Here is an 18,291-nt window from a genome sequence, read left to right as displayed (position 1 = left end):
TAATTGATGATCTGACGAACTTATTATGAAATTTTGCTTACAAGGAGGGATGACTGCATGAAATTAGCTATTATTGCAGATGATTTGACCGGTGCCAATGACAGCGGGGTGCAGCTTGCCCGTCATGGCTTGAAGACCAGTGTTCTTTTTAATATGAATGAAGAACCTCTTACACATTACGATGCTGTCGTCTTTGATACAGATAGTCGTTCCATATCCCCGCAGGAAGCGTATGACCGTGTATATCGGGCCGCTGAATTGCTGACGAACAATGGATTTGAGACGATTTTCAAAAAGATGGACTCCACCATGCGCGGTAATATCGGCATCGAGATTGATGCTGTGTATGATGTAGTTAAGCCTGATTTTATGATGATTGCTCCAGGATATCCGAAAAATAACCGGACTATTCTGAACGGAATTCATTACCTGAACGGCGTTCCGCTGGCAGATACTGAAATTGCCCATGATCCGAAGACACCTGTAACGATTTCCTACCTTCCGGACTTATTGAAACTACAAACCAAGTACGAAGTTGGCGAGATCACCGTCGTCGATCTGGAAGCCGGGCAGCATCATCTTTGTGCTAAGCTGGAGCAGTTGAAGGAAAACAATACTCCTTACGTGATGGTGGACTCTACCGAGGAAAGCCATCTGGAACTGATTCTGCAGATAACTCGTGAGTTGGATTATACATTTGCCTGGGCAGGCTCAGCGGGTATTGCCAACTACCTCCCTGCTCACTTTGCACTTGAATCCAAGTCTACCGCGCTAACCATACCCGAGAATCCGGGTCCAATCCTGACGGTGGTGGGCAGTGTAAACAAAAATTCGCGCGAGCAGTTGAGTCGCTTGCTGCGCAAATCCCGTGTAGCTTCTGTCTCCTTCCACTCCTTCAAAGCGGTCTCCGCTACTATCGACCGCGCGGAAGAGATGGAACGTGTTTATAACGAAGTCCGAAACAAAGCGCTGGAAGGACAAGATGTCGTTCTTTACTCCACCGCTGAACAGATTGATATCGAACTGGCCCGTGCAACAGGCGAAATTCGGGGGCTTAATCACACCGAAGTCAGCAATGAAATCGTACTCGCGATGGGTGAAATCTGTGCCAGACTGCTGGAAGAGGGACTTTTCAAAGGGGTATCCATGACTGGTGGCGATACGGCAAAACAAATCTGTCTGAAATGGAATATTAGCGGCTTCGAGCTGCTGGATGAGCTTGAAATCGGCGTGCCGATCTCCAAGTTTATAGGCATTGATGATCTGCATGTGATTACCAAAGCAGGCGGATTCGGCAAACCAGATGTCTTTATACATGCGATTCAAAAATTAAAAGGAGGTATTCTTGTATGAAACCTACAATCGGAATTACGATGGGCGACGCAGCAGGTATAGGACCGGAGATTATTATGAAAGCACTGGGTCATCAAGAGATGTATGATCAGTGCAATCCACTCGTTATCGGTGATGCGAAGATACTGGAGCGTGTGCTCCCGGTTATCGGATCAACGCTGAACGTCCATGCTATTCAAGAGCCTTCCGAAGCCAAGTATGAATTCGGCACTGTGGATGTGATTGATCTGAATCTTGTTCCAGCGGATCTGGAATACGGTAAAGTATCTGCCGTGGCTGGGGATGCAGCATTCCAGTTTCTCGCCAAAGCCATTGATCTCGCCAAAAAACACCAGATTCACTCCATCTGCACAGCACCTTTGAACAAAGAAGCCTTGCATCAAGGGGGGCACCTTTATCCAGGACACACCGAAATTCTGGCGGACCTGACGGATACGCAGGACTTCTCGATGATGCTGACAACGCCTAATCTGAGAGTCATTCACCTGACGACACACATGGGTCTGATTGATGCCATCGCGAGTATCAACCCGGAAAGAACCTACACCGTTGTGAAGCTTGCCCATGATACGCTGAAAAAAGCAGGCTTTGAGAATCCGCGCGTAGCCGTATGTGGAATCAATCCTCATGCCGGAGAGAACGGACTGTTCGGCAACGGGGAAGAAGAAGAAAAACTGCAGCCCGGCATTGAGCGTGCGCAGCAGGAAGGCATTAGCGTCGTTGGTCCACTCCCGGCGGACACACTCTTCTTCCGCGCTGGCCGCGGAGACTTCGATATTGTGGTAGCCTGCTACCACGACCAAGGCCATGCGCCAATTAAGGTAATGGGCATCGAGGAAGGCGTGAACATCACCGTTGGTCTGAAGGGCGGCATCATTCGTACGTCGGTTGACCACGGTACAGCCTTCGACATCGCAGGTAAGAACATCGCCGATGACAAAAGCATGCTGGCTGCCATCCGCTCCGCCATTGAGCTGGCACCGAAGGATCAGGGATAACACCAAGATTCATCCGGTACATGCGTAAGTCTGATCGTAAGATCAATTGCAGATGTATCGGTATATCGTCGATATTCGATGAATAGAAAGAAAAAGGCAAACCCTTGTAAGTTCAAGGGTTTGCCTTTTTGTATATGTCCACCCATTTATTCAGACCAATCGTCTTGGTTGGTATTATGGCCATCAAACATATGCTAAACTGATCATAATAAACAAGAGACTTTAAATGAGAAAAAGGAAGAGATTCAATGGGAAGAAAACAATCTTTTACTGAAACAGAGCTGCTGGATACGACAAAAAAATTAATTCTCGAGCATGGCTACGACGGTTTTCATCTCAAGCTGCTTTCACAGCATCTCTCCGGAGCCCGAAGCACGATATATCAATATTACGCCAATAAAGAAGAGATTGTTGCTGCTTGTATGAAGCGCGTAATAGCAACCGTGTTGGAGAATTCATTAGCCGTTGATGAGACTGATCCCATGGATGCTCTTGAGCAACTGCTTCTGATCTACGCAGAAGAATCGACGCTTCATCAACTTCTGGGAGATGCCAGTAAAATTAATACGACTAATTCTACTGCGGCAGCGAGAGATCTTGAATTTATTGAGGAAGCACATCAGACCCTGAAAATTCAATTATCACGTTTATTTGAACGCGCACAGCAGGATCAGGCCCTCCGGCAAGATATCCCTCTACCTGTACTTATTGGTGTTTTCTTCAACTTGATTAATACGCCGAACATGATGAATATCCCTACGCCTGATTGGGGAAAGTTGTTGTTCCAAATGTGGATCGGAGGAGCCAAGAGCTAACTTTGTTCTTGGATTAAATTTGACACAAGTGTCATTTATGTCGTTTAATAATGAAGACCGCGTGGCCGAGAATCTTATTTGACACATGTGTCAAAAAAAAGAGAGAAGGAGTTGAACAGATCATGTTTTTAGCGATGAAGGAGTTAATGCATAGTAAAATGAAGTTTTTGATGATTATCATTATCTTCGTACTGATGGCTTGGCTGGTATTTATTTTATCCGGTCTGGGGAATGGATTGTCCACGCTAGCCGCATCAACATTCAAGACCATGAAGGCTGATTATGTCATCTTTGAAGAAGGGGCTCAGTCTTCCATGAGCAAGTCACTGCTGTCAGATCAACTGGTGGCGAAGGCGGAACAACTTCCTAATGTGGATGCCGCATCCCCTATGGGAAGTACAATGGCAACAGCAATGAAAGAGACGAGTACCAAGAATGAAGATAAAGTCGATATAGCGATTATAGGAATTAACCCAGGAAGTTTCCTGGAACCAGCTATTGTAGAAGGTGACAGCCTGTCTTCCGAGAATCCCACCGGTGTGGTAGTGAATTCGACCCTAAAAGATGAGGGCTATAATATCGGGGACACCTTTCAACTGGATGGCACGACGGAATCATTGACCATTATCGGATTTGTGGAGAATCAGACGTATAACCACGTTGCATCCGTATTTACACCAATGGCTGAATGGCGGAAGATCGCTTTTGCGGCTCCAGGTTCAGATAAAGGAATTGAAGGACCGGTTAATGCGATCATGTTACAAGGCGAAAATATTGATCCTGAAGCGATAAACAAAGAGTTATCCAGTACGGATACCGTTACCCGGTCGGAAGCTGTGCAAGGCATGCCAGGATACAAAGAAGAGAACGGAACGATTCTGATGATGCTTGCCTTTCTGCTCGCGATCTCTGCATTTGTGCTTGGGGTATTCTTTTATGTCATCACGATGCAAAAGACCAACCAGTTTGGCATTATGAAAGCGATCGGTGCCAGCAACCGTTTCTTGGGAAAAGCCATTATCTCGCAAGTGTTTGTCCTTTCCCTAACTAGTATTGTTGTTGGAATCTTGCTGACCTATGGGACAGCAGCAATTATGCCAAAAGGAATGCCATTTAAGCTGGAGACCAGTCTTGTCTTCAATTATTCTATTATCCTGCTGGTTATCGCTATGTTAAGTTCACTGGTATCTGTTCGCAAAATTACGAAGATTGATCCGCTTAAGGCGCTCGGGAGGGTTGAATAATGAGTAAGGGATTGCACATGCGGGAAGTCACCATGTATTATGCTGAAGGAAACAATCGGATCACCGCGCTCGATCATGTATCCATATCCGTGGAACCGGGGGAATTTGTTGCTGTCGTTGGACCTTCTGGTTCTGGTAAAAGTACATTCTTGTCTATTGCTGGGGCTATGCTGAAAGCCTCCGAAGGAGATATTCAACTAAACGGAAATCATATTTCGAAGCTTACGGAGAAAGAGCTATCTACTATACGGCTGCAAGAAGTTGGATTTATTATGCAATCTTCAAATCTAGTTCCCTATCTAAATGTTCTCGATCAACTGTTAGTTGTAAAAAGAATGGCGGGAACGGTCAAAAAAGAGGATAAGGCATTTGCCACCAAGCTGCTGGAAGAACTGGGGCTGGGTTCGAAGTTAAAAAGTTTTCCCGAAGAGTTATCCGGTGGTGAGAAACAACGGACAGCCATTGCGCGTTCTTTAATGAATAATCCCAACATCATCTTAGCCGATGAACCAACCGCCAGTTTGGACACCAAACGAGCCCATGAAGTGGTTAGTCTAATCGCGCAAGAAGTGAAATCACGCCAAAAAGCGGCCATTATGGTTACCCATGATGAGCGCATGCTTGAATATTGTGACAAGGTATATCGGATGTATGATGGCGGGATGTCCCTAGCTAAATCATAAATAGATGGACCCAATCCTATACCATGTCCTTAACTATTATTTTCATGAAAATCTCCTGTCCAGAAAAATAGCCCGTTAACTAGCAATTTAAGCCTGTCCATCACTCCGCTTATTATCTCACGCTAGGCGCTAACGTCACTCGGGTCTTTCGCCCACAAGCATCATTTCATGTTTGCTCTGCGATGGTCTGCTCCGTCGATAGGCACTTGGTGACATACCGCTCTGTTTGTTGAAGATGCGATTGAACTGGGAGAAGCTGGCGAAACCACACTGTGCAGCAATGTCCGTAATTTTTTCACTCGAATTCAGCAGCAATTGCTGGGCATTTCGAATACGGGTCATCTGCACATACTCCGTGAAGGTAAAACCAGTGACCCTGTTGAATTGGCGGGACAAGTGGTGGGCACTTACATAAAACCGCCTGGACACCTCGTCCAAAGATAAATCCTGCTGATAGTGGCTGTGAATATAGGATGCAATGGCATACATGCGCCGGGACATCGATGATCCTGTCTCTTCTCGCACATACCCGTTCTCTGCCGCGTAACGATGAATTGCACATAGAAACTCTACAAATTTATGATGGATCACAACCGGTTGAAGCGTAGATCGCTGCTGGGATATGGCAAAAATATCATTGATGGGCGCGAGGATTTCTTTGCGCCGTTCTTCCGGGAAGCGGAAAATCGGAACCTCTTCATCAAAAATGGAGAATAGTTCATTGTAACCGTTCTCAAGTCCTGGCATATGGCGAGGCATCGCAAAATTAATCATCAAGCGTTTCGGCGGTGTACCTTTCGGATACTGCGTCTTATGCAGCAAAGAAGGTCGCAGCAGCACGATATCCAATGGCTGAATCTCATATAAACTGCCTTCAATAATATGCGCAGCCGTACGATCCAGAAGAATACAGACTTCATAAAAATCATGAAAGTGCTGAAACTCCATATTCAAGTCATGGGAGCGTTCGTCATAGTCCAGATGATAAAAAAGTTCGTCTCCAGGCTGATTGACATGGATTACATATCCCTGCTCGTATGTCAAAACGGATGTTGTCATGGACATGCCCCCTATCCCGATACTAATGATTTTATTTTAGCATGAAATGCAATAAAAAGACGTCTTTTTCAGCATACATTACGTAGTTTGCTCCCTTTCCCCTTTGTTATGATAGAGTTGATATGTTAGCGCTTGCAGTATTCTTGCTCCAACGACGACTACAGCCTGTACTTACTACAAACCAAGGTGGGAAACCAACATGAAAATGAATTCCTTGTATACTCGGATCCATACCATAGTTAAACACTTGGAACGCGCACGACTGACCTCAAAGACATATATACCGGAGCTTTATCATAAAGAAAGTGGTTACCACTCTTGGGAACTGGTGCATGAGGCCCCTTCCTCCTGGAACGTATTTCGTAAAGGTGATGGCTGGGGCGGTAAAGATGTACACAGCTGCTTCAAAACCCGGATTCGTATCCCGGATCATATGGAAGGAAAAAAAGTCGTATGTACCATTGTCACCGGTGCGGATGATATCTGGAACTATGATAATCCACAATTCCTGGCATTCCTCAATGGAGAACTGATCTGTGGTCTGGATGTGAACCATACGGAAATTGACCTGACACCTGCTGCGGCAAAAGGGGAAGAATTCGAACTGGCTTTATATGCGTACTGTAGTACTTCGGCGGCCGATGTCTTTCTCAATGTCTATGTAGCTGAGCATCATCAGCCTGTCACAGATCTATATTACGATCTTAAGGCTGCGCTCGATGCTGCGGATCTGCTACGTGAGGATGATCTGGAGCGGCTGAATTTGGTCGAACATCTGAATAAAGCCGTGAATCTGCTGGATTTGCGTCAGGAGAACAGCGCAGAATTCCATGCGTCAGTACCTGAAGCGCGCCAATATCTGCAAGATCATGTCTATGGTGATGTCCGCCCTGCTGGTGATCACATCCCTACCGTGCACTGTATCGGACACACGCATATCGATGTGGCATGGCTATGGACATTGGATCAGACTCGAGAGAAGGTCATTCGCAGCTTCGCGAGTGTATTGTATCTGATGGACAAGTTTCCAGAATACACGTTCATGTCCTCTCAGCCCCAGCTGTATGCGTACCTGAAAGCAGACTACCCGTCTCTCTATGAAAAAATCAAGGAAAAGGTAGCCGAAGGCCGCTGGGAAGCGGAAGGTTCGATGTGGCTGGAAGCCGATTGTAACCTGATCTCCGGCGAATCCATGATCCGTCAGATTATATACGGGAAACGTTTCTTCAAGGATGAGTTCGGCGTAGAGAACCGTGTGCTCTGGTTGCCAGATGTATTTGGTTATAGTGCAGCGATGCCGCAGATTATGCGCAAGAGTGGCATTGATTATTTTATGACCACCAAAATTGCTTGGAATGATACGAACCAGATTCCGAATGACACGATGTACTGGAGAGGTATTGACGGCTCTGAAGTTCTAACCCATTTCATCACAGCGACAGACTATGACAAGCATCCTGATTTCAGACAACGTCGCTTCGAGACGACTTATAATGGACGATTCAACGCCTCTCAAGTCAAAGGCACGTGGCAGCGATACCAGAACAAAAACATCAATTCAGATGTTCTGCAATGTTTCGGATTCGGTGATGGCGGCGGAGGACCAACCGAAGAGATGCTGGAGCATGGCAGACGACTTGATGTTGGATTGCCGGGTGTGCCTGCGGTGAAACGTACCTTTGTACGTGAGTTTTTCGAGAAGCTGGAGCAAAATCTGGCGGATGTCCCTTCCGTTCCCCGCTGGTCGGGTGAGCTGTATCTGGAGTATCACCGCGGTACCTACACTTCCATGGCCCGCAACAAACGGTACAACCGTCATAGTGAATTTGCACTGGCCGATGCCGAGCTGTATGCCATGATTCATCGTCAGGCGAATGCCCAAGCGGCCTATCCAACCGATGCACTGGAGCATGCATGGAAGCTGACGATGCTGAATCAGTTCCATGATATTCTCCCAGGCAGCTCCATTGAGCAGGTATATGTGGATTCCAAAGAGCAATATGAAGAAGTTCTGCGTGTCACGGATGAGCTGAAAGACAGCGCACTGAACGGCATTGCAAGCCGAATTACATCTGATGGCGAAGCCATTGTGGTATTCAACACCACCGGATTCGTACGGACGGACGTTGTTGAACTGCCTGCTTTTGCGAGAAAAGTGACCGTCCATGATGGAGATCGCCCTGTACCAAGCCAGCGTACTCCCGAAGGCGGACTTGTGTTCCTTGCAGAGAACGTGCCGGCATCCGGGTATAAATCCTTCCAAATCATACCGGATCTGACAGACGAACTTGTTGCGGGCGTATCGGTTGCACAGTGGGAAGCCAATCAGCGCCACATCCATACACCTTGGTACGATATTCAACTGAATGAAAGTGCCGAGTTCATATCCGTATGGGACAAGCTGGAGGGGCGTGAGCTGCTTCAGTCTGGCAAGCGTGGTAATGTGCTGCAAGTGTTCGAGGATCGACCTGCGGAATACGAGGCATGGAACATTGACGACTATTATGAACAGCATATGTGGGAGATTAACGACCTGCAGTCACTGGAGTGGGTTGAAAGCGGGCCGGTGCGTTCCGTGTTGCAAGTGACGCGACAGTTCCTGGACTCTGTCGTTGAACAAACGATCATCTTCTACGCGCATACACGCCGAATTGATTTCCGTACGTTTGTGGATTGGAAACAGGAGCATTTGCTGCTAAAAGCCGCCTTCCCGCTGGACATTTGGAGTGAGAAAGCGGTCTACGAAATTCAGTACGGCAACGTTGAGCGTGCTACCCACCGGAATACGAGCTGGGATCAAGCCAGGTTCGAAGTGTGCGGACAGAAGTGGGCTGATCTGGCGGAGAACGGGTACGGTGCGGCACTGCTGAACGACTGCAAGTATGGATATGATATTCATAACTCGGTGATGCGATTGTCGCTGATCAAGAGCGCAACGTACCCAAATGAAAATGCTGACAAAGAGCAGCACGTATTCACCTACGCGCTCTATCCGCATAAGGGCGACTTCCGTGAAGGACGTGTCATCCAAGCTGCTTATGATCTCAACCGTCCGCTGGTTGCCCGTGATATTGCATCACAAACCGGTACGTTGCCGGGAACATGGTCGCTCGCATCGGTTGATCAGGATAATGTCGTGCTGGAGGTTATCAAAAAAGCCGAGAACAACGATGATATGATCATCCGTCTCTATGAAGCACATGGCCGCCGCAGCCGTGCTTTCCTGCAATTACCTGAAGGAGCAGGTGCTACGGCATACGCATGTGATTTGCTCGAGAACAACGAAGCGGAATGCGCCGTGGAAAATGGCCGGATTTCTTTTGATATCAAACCGTATGAGATTCTAACTTTCCGGATTCCTGCGGGACACTAAACAGAAATTCCGCAACATGGAAAAATGCAACAATGCTTTTTGCTTCAATAAGGAAGGGCTGCCTCCTGTCATATCTGACATGGGAGCAGCCCTTCACTTGTCGTTCTTTAAAACTCTTCGTACTCGCTTGGGTCCTGATCCCACAACCGTCCATCCGGACGATTAAATGCAGAGATCAGCTGCATCTCTTCTGTGCTCAACTCAAAATCGAATATATTGATATTTTCCTGCTGATGCTGCAAGGAGCCAGCTTTCGGAATTGGAATGGAACCCAGCTGAACATGCCAGCGCAGAATGATCTGGGTTGGTGTTTTGCCATGCGTTTCCGCGATCCGAAGAATGTTCTCATCCTTCAGAATATCCTGTACGGCATCATTGCCACGTCCAATCGGACTCCAGGATTCATTCACGATGCCATGCTTTGCATCCTGTTCCCGCTGGTCGGCTTGGTCAAAGAACGGATGTAGCTCAATCTGATTCAGACTCGGCGCTATCCCCGTTTCCTTGATCAGGCGTTCATTGTGCTCAGGCAGGAAGTTGCTGACGCCGATGGATCGGATATATCCACGTTTTTGGGCTTCGATCAGCGCTTGCCATGCCTCGACATACATGTCCTTCTTCGGATTGGGCCAGTGGACCAGATACAGGTCGTAATAGTCCAGATCCGCTCTGTACAATGATTCCTGGATCGCCACGAGTGCTTTATCCTGAGCGTGATAACGCCCCGGCAGCTTCGATGAAATCAGCAGTTCTTCTCTGGCGATGGAGCTTTGTTTAATTGCTCTGCCTACCGTTGCCTCATTCTCATAGTTATACGCCGTATCAATTAATCGATAACCCGCATCCATGGCAGACGCGATCGATTTAACGCCTTCTTCACCTTTTAAACTATAGGTACCAAATCCAATTGCAGGCACTTTCAAGCCATCGTTCAATGTATATTCCGGAATTTGATGATTCATCTGAAGACTCTCCTTTGCAAAAGGTATACGAACAATATGGAAAAAATAATGCCCCTCTCCGTTTATCTACCCCTCCATACGCGCTTGAATCAATTGGAAGCCATCACTCCATTTTAGTCGGGTGACGGCTTCCTCTTCTAGCTCTCATAAAGAACGGTCTCCTTTTCATTCAAACGAAGAGATGGGCGTGGCCGATAACGGTTGATTGCCTATAAAGTTCTTAATGGCCATAGCAGCCTGCTTATACCCGCCAGCATTGCGTAACGTTTTCCCAATAACCTCAGCATGCTCCTTGTAGGAGGCATTACCGAGCACTTCTAATACTGCGTTTCTAAGCACATCGGGTGTAAGGTTATTTTTGTCCACGATGACCCCTGCTCCCAACTCCTGTACCCGGCCTGCTACACGCGGCTGATCCGATGTTAACGGAAGCATGATTAATGGTACATTGTAATACAAAGCTTCGCTGGTACTGTTCATGCCTGCATGTGTCAGAAAAGCATCTACACACTGCAACACTTCCAATTGAGGGACATAGGGTCTTATGATGAAATTGTCAGGAATCAAATCAGCAATGGGCTCTATATCGGTATCCTTCCCAGAAGATAATATAAACTGCACAGGCAAATTACGAAAGGCCGTAAAGCAAAGCTTATAAAAATCAATATCCTTATTTAAAATGGTTCCCATCGAAATATAAACTGCCTGTTTGTAAAGAGCATGCAGAGACTCGTTTGCAAAGCCTGGCGCATCCTTGCGGGGGATAATCGATGGGCCAGTGAATACAAAGCTGTCATCCAGCTTCTCCCCCATGGGTTGAAAATAACGACTTGTATACACAATCTTCAATTGTCCTGAATGCCCTAAAAGTTCCGCTAGGGAAGGTACAGCCACATCGAACTGGGAAGCTATTTGCTGGGACACTTCCACGATGCTGTTATATAGCTCTTTGACCTCCTCCGTATCATCCTTCAGTTGATTGTCTGATCCAAGAGGCTCCACAAAAACAAAGGTGCTGGTTGAGCATACCGTTGGTATACCTAACTTCTCACCTAGAATTTGTCCTCCCCAGCCTATTATGGAGTCAAAAATGATATAATCGTAGGTTTCATGTTCGATCAGATTCAGAACATCTGGAATAAACCGTTGAATAATTTTTTCCAATATCATATATAAAAATTGGTAAGGATGCTTGAGTTCAAATGGCTTCATACCAGGGTTGTTAAGCAGGGTTGCCTCGTTGAAGGAGTAGGCTTTATATTGTGCGCCTAACGCTTCAATCTTCGTCCGGTATTTTTCGGTACAACAATAGACGACCTCATCTCCGCTCTCTATCAACTCCTTGATTAATCCAAGCGACGGATTGATATGGCCTTCTGCAGGGATCATCACAACTAATACACGTGCCACGGCACTCACCTCCATTAAATTTTCCAATGAACTCAAGTGGGTATATGGTAACCCATTCTTCAAGACCATTGGCTTAAAGAAATAAAACTCTACTACCTCATTGAGGCGGTAGAGTTCCTATTCATGAGACGGAAGCATTAAAGTCTACGATACCTAACGTTATTTTACTCTCACGAGCTGGTCACGGCACCCAGACATCCCTTTTATAAAAGGTTACGCTGTAAGCATCGGTATCGCTGTATCGTCCATCTTTGCTTACCACTTTAAAATATACATTATTGTAGTCGACAAGAACCGTATCCGCTCCTGACGTATTCGTAGAAGAAGCAACCAAATTTCCAGCGCTGTCATAGGCGTACAAATCGTAATCATAGCCGGAAGGAGAACCCAGCACGACAGATTTGCCATGCCCTCTGAATGTAAAGTAGTCTACATCTGTCGGGGATGATAGATAAGACCAAGCACTTCCACCCCAGTATGCCGGACCGTAGGGAGTGGCTACCGTTTGCGTTGGGATTTTATACGCGGTGCTCAAAGTGTCATTCGACTCGTAATTATCCGCCAAGGCCGTACCCACAATCGATCCTGATAAAAGCGCCATCATAATAGCGGCATACAATGTTTTCTTCATTTCATTCTCCCTCCATTTCTTTTGAAAAGTTAGCACGCCAAAGAGACTTCATGCTTTTCCCTCGTTCATAGACACGCCTGATCAGAAAAAGCTCCAAATCACCCCTTTCAAAATATGGAATTAATTATAATATAATGAATAATATATGTATTGTCCACTTTTTTTTACAGTCTATCTATTTTGTTATCTGTATTGAACCCTATCCCATGGACTTAATCTGTCAGTCTCGTAAATAAATGGCCGAATGGGAAGAACATCTCAACGCAAAAACGACCACCAATATGGTGGCCGTCGCATCTATTTTGATAAATCTTCTTAATACTCTCGCGCATATTGCTTATCCTCTTTCAGCTGCACAATGTCATGTCCGGTTGGATTCTGGAAGGCACGCAGTCCGAATGTTGACGCCACTGCGAAGATATGGTCAAAGATATCCGCCTGAACGTTCTCATATACACCCCAGTTGATATCATTGCTGAATGCATAGATTTCCAGAGGTAGTCCGCGATCTTCCGGTGCCAATTGTCTGACAATCATCGTCATATCTTTATTGATCTTCGGATGATTTCTCAAATATTGATGGATATATTCCCGGAATACACCGACGTTTGTCAGCTGTCTGCCGTTCACGTTGCTTTCGGTATTCACCTCGTGCTCCATGTTGTATGCTTGAATTTCCTTTAATTTTTCCGTGACATAATCAGTCAGGTAGTGGATTTTCTCAAATTCAGCCACCATCTCTTCCGTACAAAAACGGATACTGCTGATATCAATATAGATACTCCGCTTAATCCTTCTGCCACCGGACGCCTGCATGCCTCTCCAGTTACGGAACGAGTCCGAGATGAGGGCATAGCTTGGAATCATCGTAATCGTTTTATCAAAATTCATCACTTTCACTGTGTTCAATGTAATGTCGATGACGTCCCCGTCTGCATTATACTTTGGCATCTCGATCCAGTCACCAACGCGCACCATATCGTTTGATGATAGCTGTACACCCGCCACGAGGCCCAGGATCGAGTCTTTGAACACGAGCATTAATACCGCCGATAATGCCCCAAGTCCACTGAGGATAATGAGCGGATTTTGTCCAATCAGGCTGGAGATGACGATAATACCCCCGATAATGTACAGGACGATCTTGGCTACCTGAATGTAACTCTTGATTGGGCGAATCTTCGACACCTCATAGGTACGATAGATATCATCGAATACATTAAGCAAAGCATTCAGTACCGTGATCATGATGACAATCATGTAGGTCATTGCTGCTTTTTCAATTATGGCCTGATAGGGCGAGAAAATATAAGCCGAATAATAGATTATAATGGCTGGCACGAGATGCGACAGCTTCTGAAATAAATTTTTCTGCACCACGATGTGGCCCCACTTGAAACGGTTGTTACTTACAATACGATGCACCGTCTTCAGTACCACTCGCTTGGCAATCACATTCGCCAATATCGAGATCACTGCTATAAAAATAATCATAATGATGTTTGAAAGGTATCCAATGGAGGGTCCACTCATGCCGAGTTCTTCTAGTTGATTTTTGATAAAGTCCATTGTTTCCTCCTGACATAATCTAGTTTAGCCTATTATTATAAAGTAGTTTGAGAGGGCAAGCAAAGTTTTTGCTCCCGCTCCGTTCTTCCTATGTATTATATAAATAAAAAAAAGACCCAGTCATTCAAAGAATGATGGGTCCACTTGATTATGTTATCTTTTCATCCTGCTCACGAGAAATGTCCAGCAGCTCACTCACCGTCACCAATCGATACCCTTCTGTGACCAGTTCCTCCACCAGCACACGAACCGCCTCCACCGTCTGGGAACGATCACCGTACCCGTCATGGAATATGAGCACACTGCCAGGTTTGACCGCAGACCGGGTATGCTCCACGATATGCTCAACGCCAGGATTATCCCAATCTTTCGCATCACCGTTGACCGCACCAATCGTGCGATATCCACGCTCCGCTGCCAGAGACAATATATCATCGTTTACGCCAAAATACGGCGGTCGGAAGCTGCGGGCAGGTTGCCCCGTAACTTCTTGAACAAGATGTTCTGCGCGTTGCAACTCTTCCCCTGCTTCCTCCAGCGTCAGCTTGGTCAGGTCCGGATGCGTGTATGTATGGTTTGCGATCTCATGCCCTTCACGGTGTACCTCCGCCGCAATCTCCGGATGAGCCTCTATCTCTTTCCCGATCATGAAAAACGTCGCCTGCCCACCCGCACGACGGAATATCTCAAGTACTTGAGGTGTATACACCGGATGCGGCCCATCATCAAACGTGAACGCCACAACCTTTTCCCGAACTGACTCCTGCTCTACCATCGCGATATTGACCATAAATAATGACCCCTCTCTGCAACTGCCTGGCTACATACCCCCTTATTATTCCATGACCATAGGCTCCGGTCCAGTCCAGAGATCACACCTTGCGAAATCCCGAATCAAGCCGATACCCACCAGAAAGAGAGTACAGCGAGCGAGCAGCAAGCCCTTCTACCGCCACACCTCCAGTCCAGCCTCCAGCTAACCTTTGATTGCACCTGCGATCATGCTCTTCTGCACCTGTTTGTTCAACAGCAGATAGATGATCACCGTTGGCACCGTCGTAATCATCAGTCCCGCACCAATGATGCCCCATTGCGTAATGTACGTTCCCACCATCGACATCATGCCCACCGTCAATGTCTGATAAGCCGTGTTATTGATAAACGTGACCGCAAACATCAGCTCATTCCAGCACGACAAAAACGTGAAAATGGCTACCGTTGATATAGCCGGGGTTACCAGAGGCAGAATGATAGAGAAAAACGTCCGGTAGATGCCGCAGCCGTCAATCACCGCCGACTCCTCCATCTCTCGCGGGATACCTTTGAAAAAGCTGCCCAGAATGAATACCGCCATCGGAATGCCAAACGCCACATAGGGAATGATCAGTGACCAATAACTGTTGAGCAGGCTCAGATTCTTCAAAATAATAAACAATGGCAACAGCGCCGCATGGATCGGCACCATCATGCCCAGCAAAATAATCGTCATCGTGAGCCCGCTGAGCTTCCAATTCATTCTTGTGATTGCGTATCCCGTCATCGAAGACAAGATCAGTACCAAGACAATGGAGGCCGCTGTGACCAGCACGCTATTCATAAAATAGGTCAGCACATGGCCGTCGGACATGGCTTTAGTATAGTTGCTCCACAGAAACGCCTTTGGCAATCCGGCAACATCGCCGCTGAAGATTTCACTGTTATCCTTCAAGGAAAACAGCGCCAGCCAGATGAGCGGGTAGATCTGCACAATTGCGACGAGGATCAGAAACGCTTGCAGGAACACTTTCCCGATTGGTCCGGAGATGGACCTTGGCTTGGGCTTTTTTTGCAACATGACTTCTACGGTACTCATGCCTCATGCCTCCTTCTATTCCGTTTTGAACAATGAATTAATGAGGATCGTACATACCAGACACTCCACAATGATAAATACAGAGATTGCACTGCCATATCCGTACCGGAACGTATCAAAAATGGTGGCGTACATCAGCGTGCTCGGTACTTCAGTGGTATAGAACGGGCCGCCGCCCGTCAGCACATAGATCAGGTCAAACACCTTAAATGCGCCAATGACCGAAAATACAAGGCTTACCTTCAGGATGGGCTTCATTAAAGGGATCATAATGGACCACGCCGTGCGAAGACGTGAAGCACCATCCATTCGAGCAGCCTCGAGCACATCCTGAGACACGGACTTCGCTCCTGCATACATCAGCAGCATGTGATACCCCACGTACTGCCATAGGGTTGGGATAAAAGAAGCCGCAAGTGCCGTGTGCTTCTGACCCAGCCAATCTTGCGCCCAGTGGGATAAGCCGATATTCTGCAGCAGCACGTTCAGCAGGCCATAATCAGCATTGTAGATTTTTGACCACAACTGGGCAATAACCACCGTTGAGATCAATACCGGGATGAAATACACGGTCCGGTAGAACCCTTCCCCCTTGACGTTGGACGCCAGAATCAGTGCGAGCACCAGCGAGATCGGCAGTTGAATGAACACCGAAGCTCCCGCGAATAACAGGGAGTTTTTGATCGAATTCAGTACACGCGTATCCTTAAACATCTCCACATAGTTGTCCAGGCCGATAAATGTCCCCCTGCCTACGCCGTTCCAGTCCAGCAGACTGTAATAACTGGAGACAAAGATCGGAATAAGCACAATGCCGCAGAACAGAATCAGGGTGGGCAGTACAAAGACGGCGATCGTGCCTTTATTGGAAAATACAGAGTTCATTATTGTTCTCCTCTCAAAGGCGTGACCGGGATATGCCGGACCACGCCTTGTTTGGGTTTTAGCTGTTTAACCTACAGACTTAGTTCTGTTGGTTTGAGCTGTGCCATCTGTTTGCAGAACTCCTCAGGTGTTACATCGCCAGCCAGCAACTGGGCAATCAGGTTTTTGTGCGCTTCGGCAGACTCCGCTGGCAGAATGTTATCCCACCACGCGATGAATGAGGTCGCCGTTTTCATAATATCTGCCGCAGACAGATCCAGGGAGGACAGACTGGACGTGTCGAGTGCATCTGTTTTCCAGCTTGGCAAACCGGCTCCGGCCAGGAAACCTTGCGTACCCAGCTGCTCGCTCAGATACTTGAGGAATTCCACCGCTTCTTTCGGATGCTTGGTATTCTGGTTAATGTAAAAACCATCGACGGCTCCCCCGAAGATTTCGGTATTTGTGCCTTGCCCATCCTCAAACACCGGGAACGGAATCACTTTCACTTTGCCTTTGACTGCCGAAGACGGGTCCTCAATTCCTGCATTCACCCAATTGGCCTGGAACATCATCGCCCCGTTGCCTGCATTAAATGCCCCGAGCATCTCGTCATAGCTCATGCTGAACATGCTGCTGTTGAATGCTCCTGCTTGCGCAAGCTGCTGCATTTTGGTCGCGGCGGCCACAAAGTAGGGCGAATCCCATTTCGACGGATCTTTAAAGGCCTCCATCACCGCAGCATTGCCTGCCTGGCGCATCGCAATAATGTCGTACCAGTACATGCCCGGCCAACGGTCTTTTTCCCCAATCACAGCCGGAGTAATTCCTGCCGCTTTCAGCTTCTCGATTGCATCCAGCAGTTCGTTATAGGTGGTGGGAATCTTGGCACCCGCCTGCTCGAACAATTCCGTATTCACGTAAAGGTTGGCGATATGTGTGTACACGGGCAACGTGTAGATTTTGCCGTCCATATTGATCGCCTCAGCCATACCCGGGCCCATCCGTTCTTTGATATCGTCCGTCAGGTAACTTGAGATTTCCAGCACATTACCGGATTTGATGTACGGCTGCATGAAGCTGCCGCCACCCATGCCATAGAACAGGTCCGGCGCTTCACCAGCTGCAATCGATGTTTTGACTTTGGTTTTGTACTGTTCTCCTGTCGTGCCCGTACGTTCAACCTGAATGTCTGGATGCTCGCTGTTCCATTTCTCCACAATCTCGGGCAGCAGCTTGGCCGAAGGATCGGTATTGCCGACCGATTGATCCCATAGCGTCAGCTTGATCTTTCCATTACTTCCCCCCTGTGCACCGCCGGACGAATCGGATGAACATGCTACCAGACTACTTACAATGCCCAGCGTCAGAATTAGACTTGCCGATTTTTTTAATAGCGCTTTCATATCTACGGACCTCCCTATGTGTTTTCGTTGGTTCTAGCCCATATTTTAGTCAAACTGTGCTCTGTTCTCCAT

Annotated in this window: 15 protein-coding genes; 6 read left to right on the top strand and 9 right to left on the bottom strand. The window is 47.2% G+C overall.

The genetic code is table 11. The features are described 5' to 3' along the window. Positions 1 to 57 precede the first annotated feature (57 nt). The 5 genes from ACETMN_RS01170 to ACETMN_RS01150 all read left to right on the top strand — a co-directional run bounded on the left by ACETMN_RS01170 (position 58) and on the right by ACETMN_RS01150 (position 5,093). Positions 58 to 1,353, top strand: a complete 1,296-nt coding sequence (locus tag ACETMN_RS01170) for a four-carbon acid sugar kinase family protein (protein ID WP_091012072.1) — start codon at positions 58 to 60, stop codon at positions 1,351 to 1,353. Further along, complete coding sequence (pdxA, locus tag ACETMN_RS01165) at positions 1,350 to 2,351, top strand: 4-hydroxythreonine-4-phosphate dehydrogenase PdxA (RefSeq protein WP_091012070.1); 1,002 nt, start codon at positions 1,350 to 1,352, stop codon at positions 2,349 to 2,351. The genes ACETMN_RS01170 and pdxA overlap by 4 nt, the downstream gene beginning before the upstream one ends. Positions 2,352 to 2,599: 248 nt before the next feature. Further along, entirely contained in the window at positions 2,600 to 3,166 is a 567-nt protein-coding gene (locus ACETMN_RS01160) for a TetR/AcrR family transcriptional regulator (RefSeq protein WP_091012068.1), read from the top strand. Between the two features lie 122 nt (positions 3,167 to 3,288). After that, the gene (locus ACETMN_RS01155) at positions 3,289 to 4,410 is read left to right on the top strand and encodes an ABC transporter permease (RefSeq protein ID WP_091012066.1); all 1,122 of its coding nucleotides are present in this window, start codon (positions 3,289 to 3,291) and stop codon (positions 4,408 to 4,410) included. Further along, positions 4,410 to 5,093, top strand: a complete 684-nt coding sequence (locus tag ACETMN_RS01150; protein WP_091012064.1) for an ABC transporter ATP-binding protein — start codon at positions 4,410 to 4,412, stop codon at positions 5,091 to 5,093. The genes ACETMN_RS01155 and ACETMN_RS01150 overlap by 1 nt, the downstream gene beginning before the upstream one ends. 135 nt (positions 5,094 to 5,228) lie before the next feature. Here the strand turns inward: ACETMN_RS01150 and ACETMN_RS01145 are convergent, their stop codons facing one another. Next, positions 5,229 to 6,152: a helix-turn-helix transcriptional regulator gene (locus tag ACETMN_RS01145; protein WP_091012062.1), complete on the bottom strand. Its 924-nt coding sequence runs from the start codon at positions 6,150 to 6,152 to the stop codon at positions 5,229 to 5,231. A 199-nt stretch (positions 6,153 to 6,351) separates the two neighbouring features. Here ACETMN_RS01145 and ACETMN_RS01140 point away from each other — a divergent pair, with 199 nt between their 5' ends. Beyond that, entirely contained in the window at positions 6,352 to 9,525 is a 3,174-nt protein-coding gene (locus ACETMN_RS01140) for an alpha-mannosidase (protein WP_411735654.1), read from the top strand. A gap of 107 nt (positions 9,526 to 9,632) precedes the next feature. Here ACETMN_RS01140 and ACETMN_RS01135 read toward each other — a convergent pair whose 3' ends face one another. The 8 genes from ACETMN_RS01135 to ACETMN_RS01100 all read right to left on the bottom strand — a co-directional run bounded on the left by ACETMN_RS01135 (position 9,633) and on the right by ACETMN_RS01100 (position 18,219). Continuing rightward, entirely contained in the window at positions 9,633 to 10,487 is an 855-nt protein-coding gene (locus tag ACETMN_RS01135) for an aldo/keto reductase (RefSeq protein WP_411735653.1), read from the bottom strand. Between the two features lie 165 nt (positions 10,488 to 10,652). Further along, positions 10,653 to 11,897: a macrolide family glycosyltransferase gene (locus ACETMN_RS01130; RefSeq protein ID WP_091012058.1), complete on the bottom strand. Its 1,245-nt coding sequence runs from the start codon at positions 11,895 to 11,897 to the stop codon at positions 10,653 to 10,655. Positions 11,898 to 12,078: 181 nt separating this feature from the next. Further along, positions 12,079 to 12,528, bottom strand: coding sequence for a hypothetical protein (locus tag ACETMN_RS01125; RefSeq protein WP_091012056.1), 450 nt, complete (start codon positions 12,526 to 12,528; stop codon positions 12,079 to 12,081). Between the two features lie 315 nt (positions 12,529 to 12,843). Then, the gene (locus tag ACETMN_RS01120) at positions 12,844 to 14,097 is read right to left on the bottom strand and encodes a mechanosensitive ion channel family protein (protein WP_411735652.1); all 1,254 of its coding nucleotides are present in this window, start codon (positions 14,095 to 14,097) and stop codon (positions 12,844 to 12,846) included. Between the two features lie 148 nt (positions 14,098 to 14,245). Further along, positions 14,246 to 14,887, bottom strand: a complete 642-nt coding sequence (locus ACETMN_RS01115; RefSeq protein ID WP_105602278.1) for a polysaccharide deacetylase family protein — start codon at positions 14,885 to 14,887, stop codon at positions 14,246 to 14,248. A 186-nt stretch (positions 14,888 to 15,073) separates the two neighbouring features. Continuing rightward, complete coding sequence (locus ACETMN_RS01110; protein ID WP_192136213.1) at positions 15,074 to 15,949, bottom strand: carbohydrate ABC transporter permease; 876 nt, start codon at positions 15,947 to 15,949, stop codon at positions 15,074 to 15,076. Between the two features lie 15 nt (positions 15,950 to 15,964). After that, positions 15,965 to 16,834 carry a carbohydrate ABC transporter permease gene (locus ACETMN_RS01105; protein WP_091012051.1) on the bottom strand — a complete coding sequence of 290 codons (870 nt, stop codon included), beginning with the start codon at positions 16,832 to 16,834 and terminating at the stop codon, positions 15,965 to 15,967. 71 nt (positions 16,835 to 16,905) lie between these two features. After that, positions 16,906 to 18,219 (bottom strand): extracellular solute-binding protein, encoded by a 1,314-nt coding sequence (locus ACETMN_RS01100; protein ID WP_091012050.1) that lies wholly within the window; start codon positions 18,217 to 18,219, stop codon positions 16,906 to 16,908. Positions 18,220 to 18,291 lie beyond the last annotated feature (72 nt).

Origin of the sequence: Paenibacillus sp. M2 (assembly GCF_046713495.1) — a bacterium.
Taxonomy (GTDB): Bacteria; Bacillota; Bacilli; order Paenibacillales; family Paenibacillaceae; genus Paenibacillus; species Paenibacillus amylolyticus_B.
Note: the sequence above shows the minus strand (reverse complement) of the source record. Positions and strands in the feature narration are given on the sequence as shown.

Bases quoted from the DNA above. Each gene is read 5' to 3' on its own strand.
- ACETMN_RS01170 (WP_091012072.1), top strand. From the start codon at position 58: ATGAAATTAGCTATTATTGCAGATGATTTGACCGGTGCCAATGACAGC.
- pdxA (WP_091012070.1), top strand. From the start codon at position 1,350: ATGAAACCTACAATCGGAATTACGATGGGCGACGCAGCAGGTATAGGA.
- ACETMN_RS01160 (WP_091012068.1), top strand. From the start codon at position 2,600: ATGGGAAGAAAACAATCTTTTACTGAAACAGAGCTGCTGGATACGACA.
- ACETMN_RS01155 (WP_091012066.1), top strand. From the start codon at position 3,289: ATGTTTTTAGCGATGAAGGAGTTAATGCATAGTAAAATGAAGTTTTTG.
- ACETMN_RS01150 (WP_091012064.1), top strand. From the start codon at position 4,410: ATGAGTAAGGGATTGCACATGCGGGAAGTCACCATGTATTATGCTGAA.
- ACETMN_RS01145 (WP_091012062.1), bottom strand. From the start codon at position 6,152: ATGACAACATCCGTTTTGACATACGAGCAGGGATATGTAATCCATGTC.
- ACETMN_RS01140 (WP_411735654.1), top strand. From the start codon at position 6,352: ATGAAAATGAATTCCTTGTATACTCGGATCCATACCATAGTTAAACAC.
- ACETMN_RS01135 (WP_411735653.1), bottom strand. From the start codon at position 10,487: ATGAATCATCAAATTCCGGAATATACATTGAACGATGGCTTGAAAGTG.
- ACETMN_RS01125 (WP_091012056.1), bottom strand. From the start codon at position 12,528: ATGAAGAAAACATTGTATGCCGCTATTATGATGGCGCTTTTATCAGGA.
- ACETMN_RS01120 (WP_411735652.1), bottom strand. From the start codon at position 14,097: ATGGACTTTATCAAAAATCAACTAGAAGAACTCGGCATGAGTGGACCC.
- ACETMN_RS01115 (WP_105602278.1), bottom strand. From the start codon at position 14,887: ATGGTCAATATCGCGATGGTAGAGCAGGAGTCAGTTCGGGAAAAGGTT.
- ACETMN_RS01110 (WP_192136213.1), bottom strand. From the start codon at position 15,949: ATGAGTACCGTAGAAGTCATGTTGCAAAAAAAGCCCAAGCCAAGGTCC.
- ACETMN_RS01105 (WP_091012051.1), bottom strand. From the start codon at position 16,834: ATGAACTCTGTATTTTCCAATAAAGGCACGATCGCCGTCTTTGTACTG.
- ACETMN_RS01100 (WP_091012050.1), bottom strand. From the start codon at position 18,219: ATGAAAGCGCTATTAAAAAAATCGGCAAGTCTAATTCTGACGCTGGGC.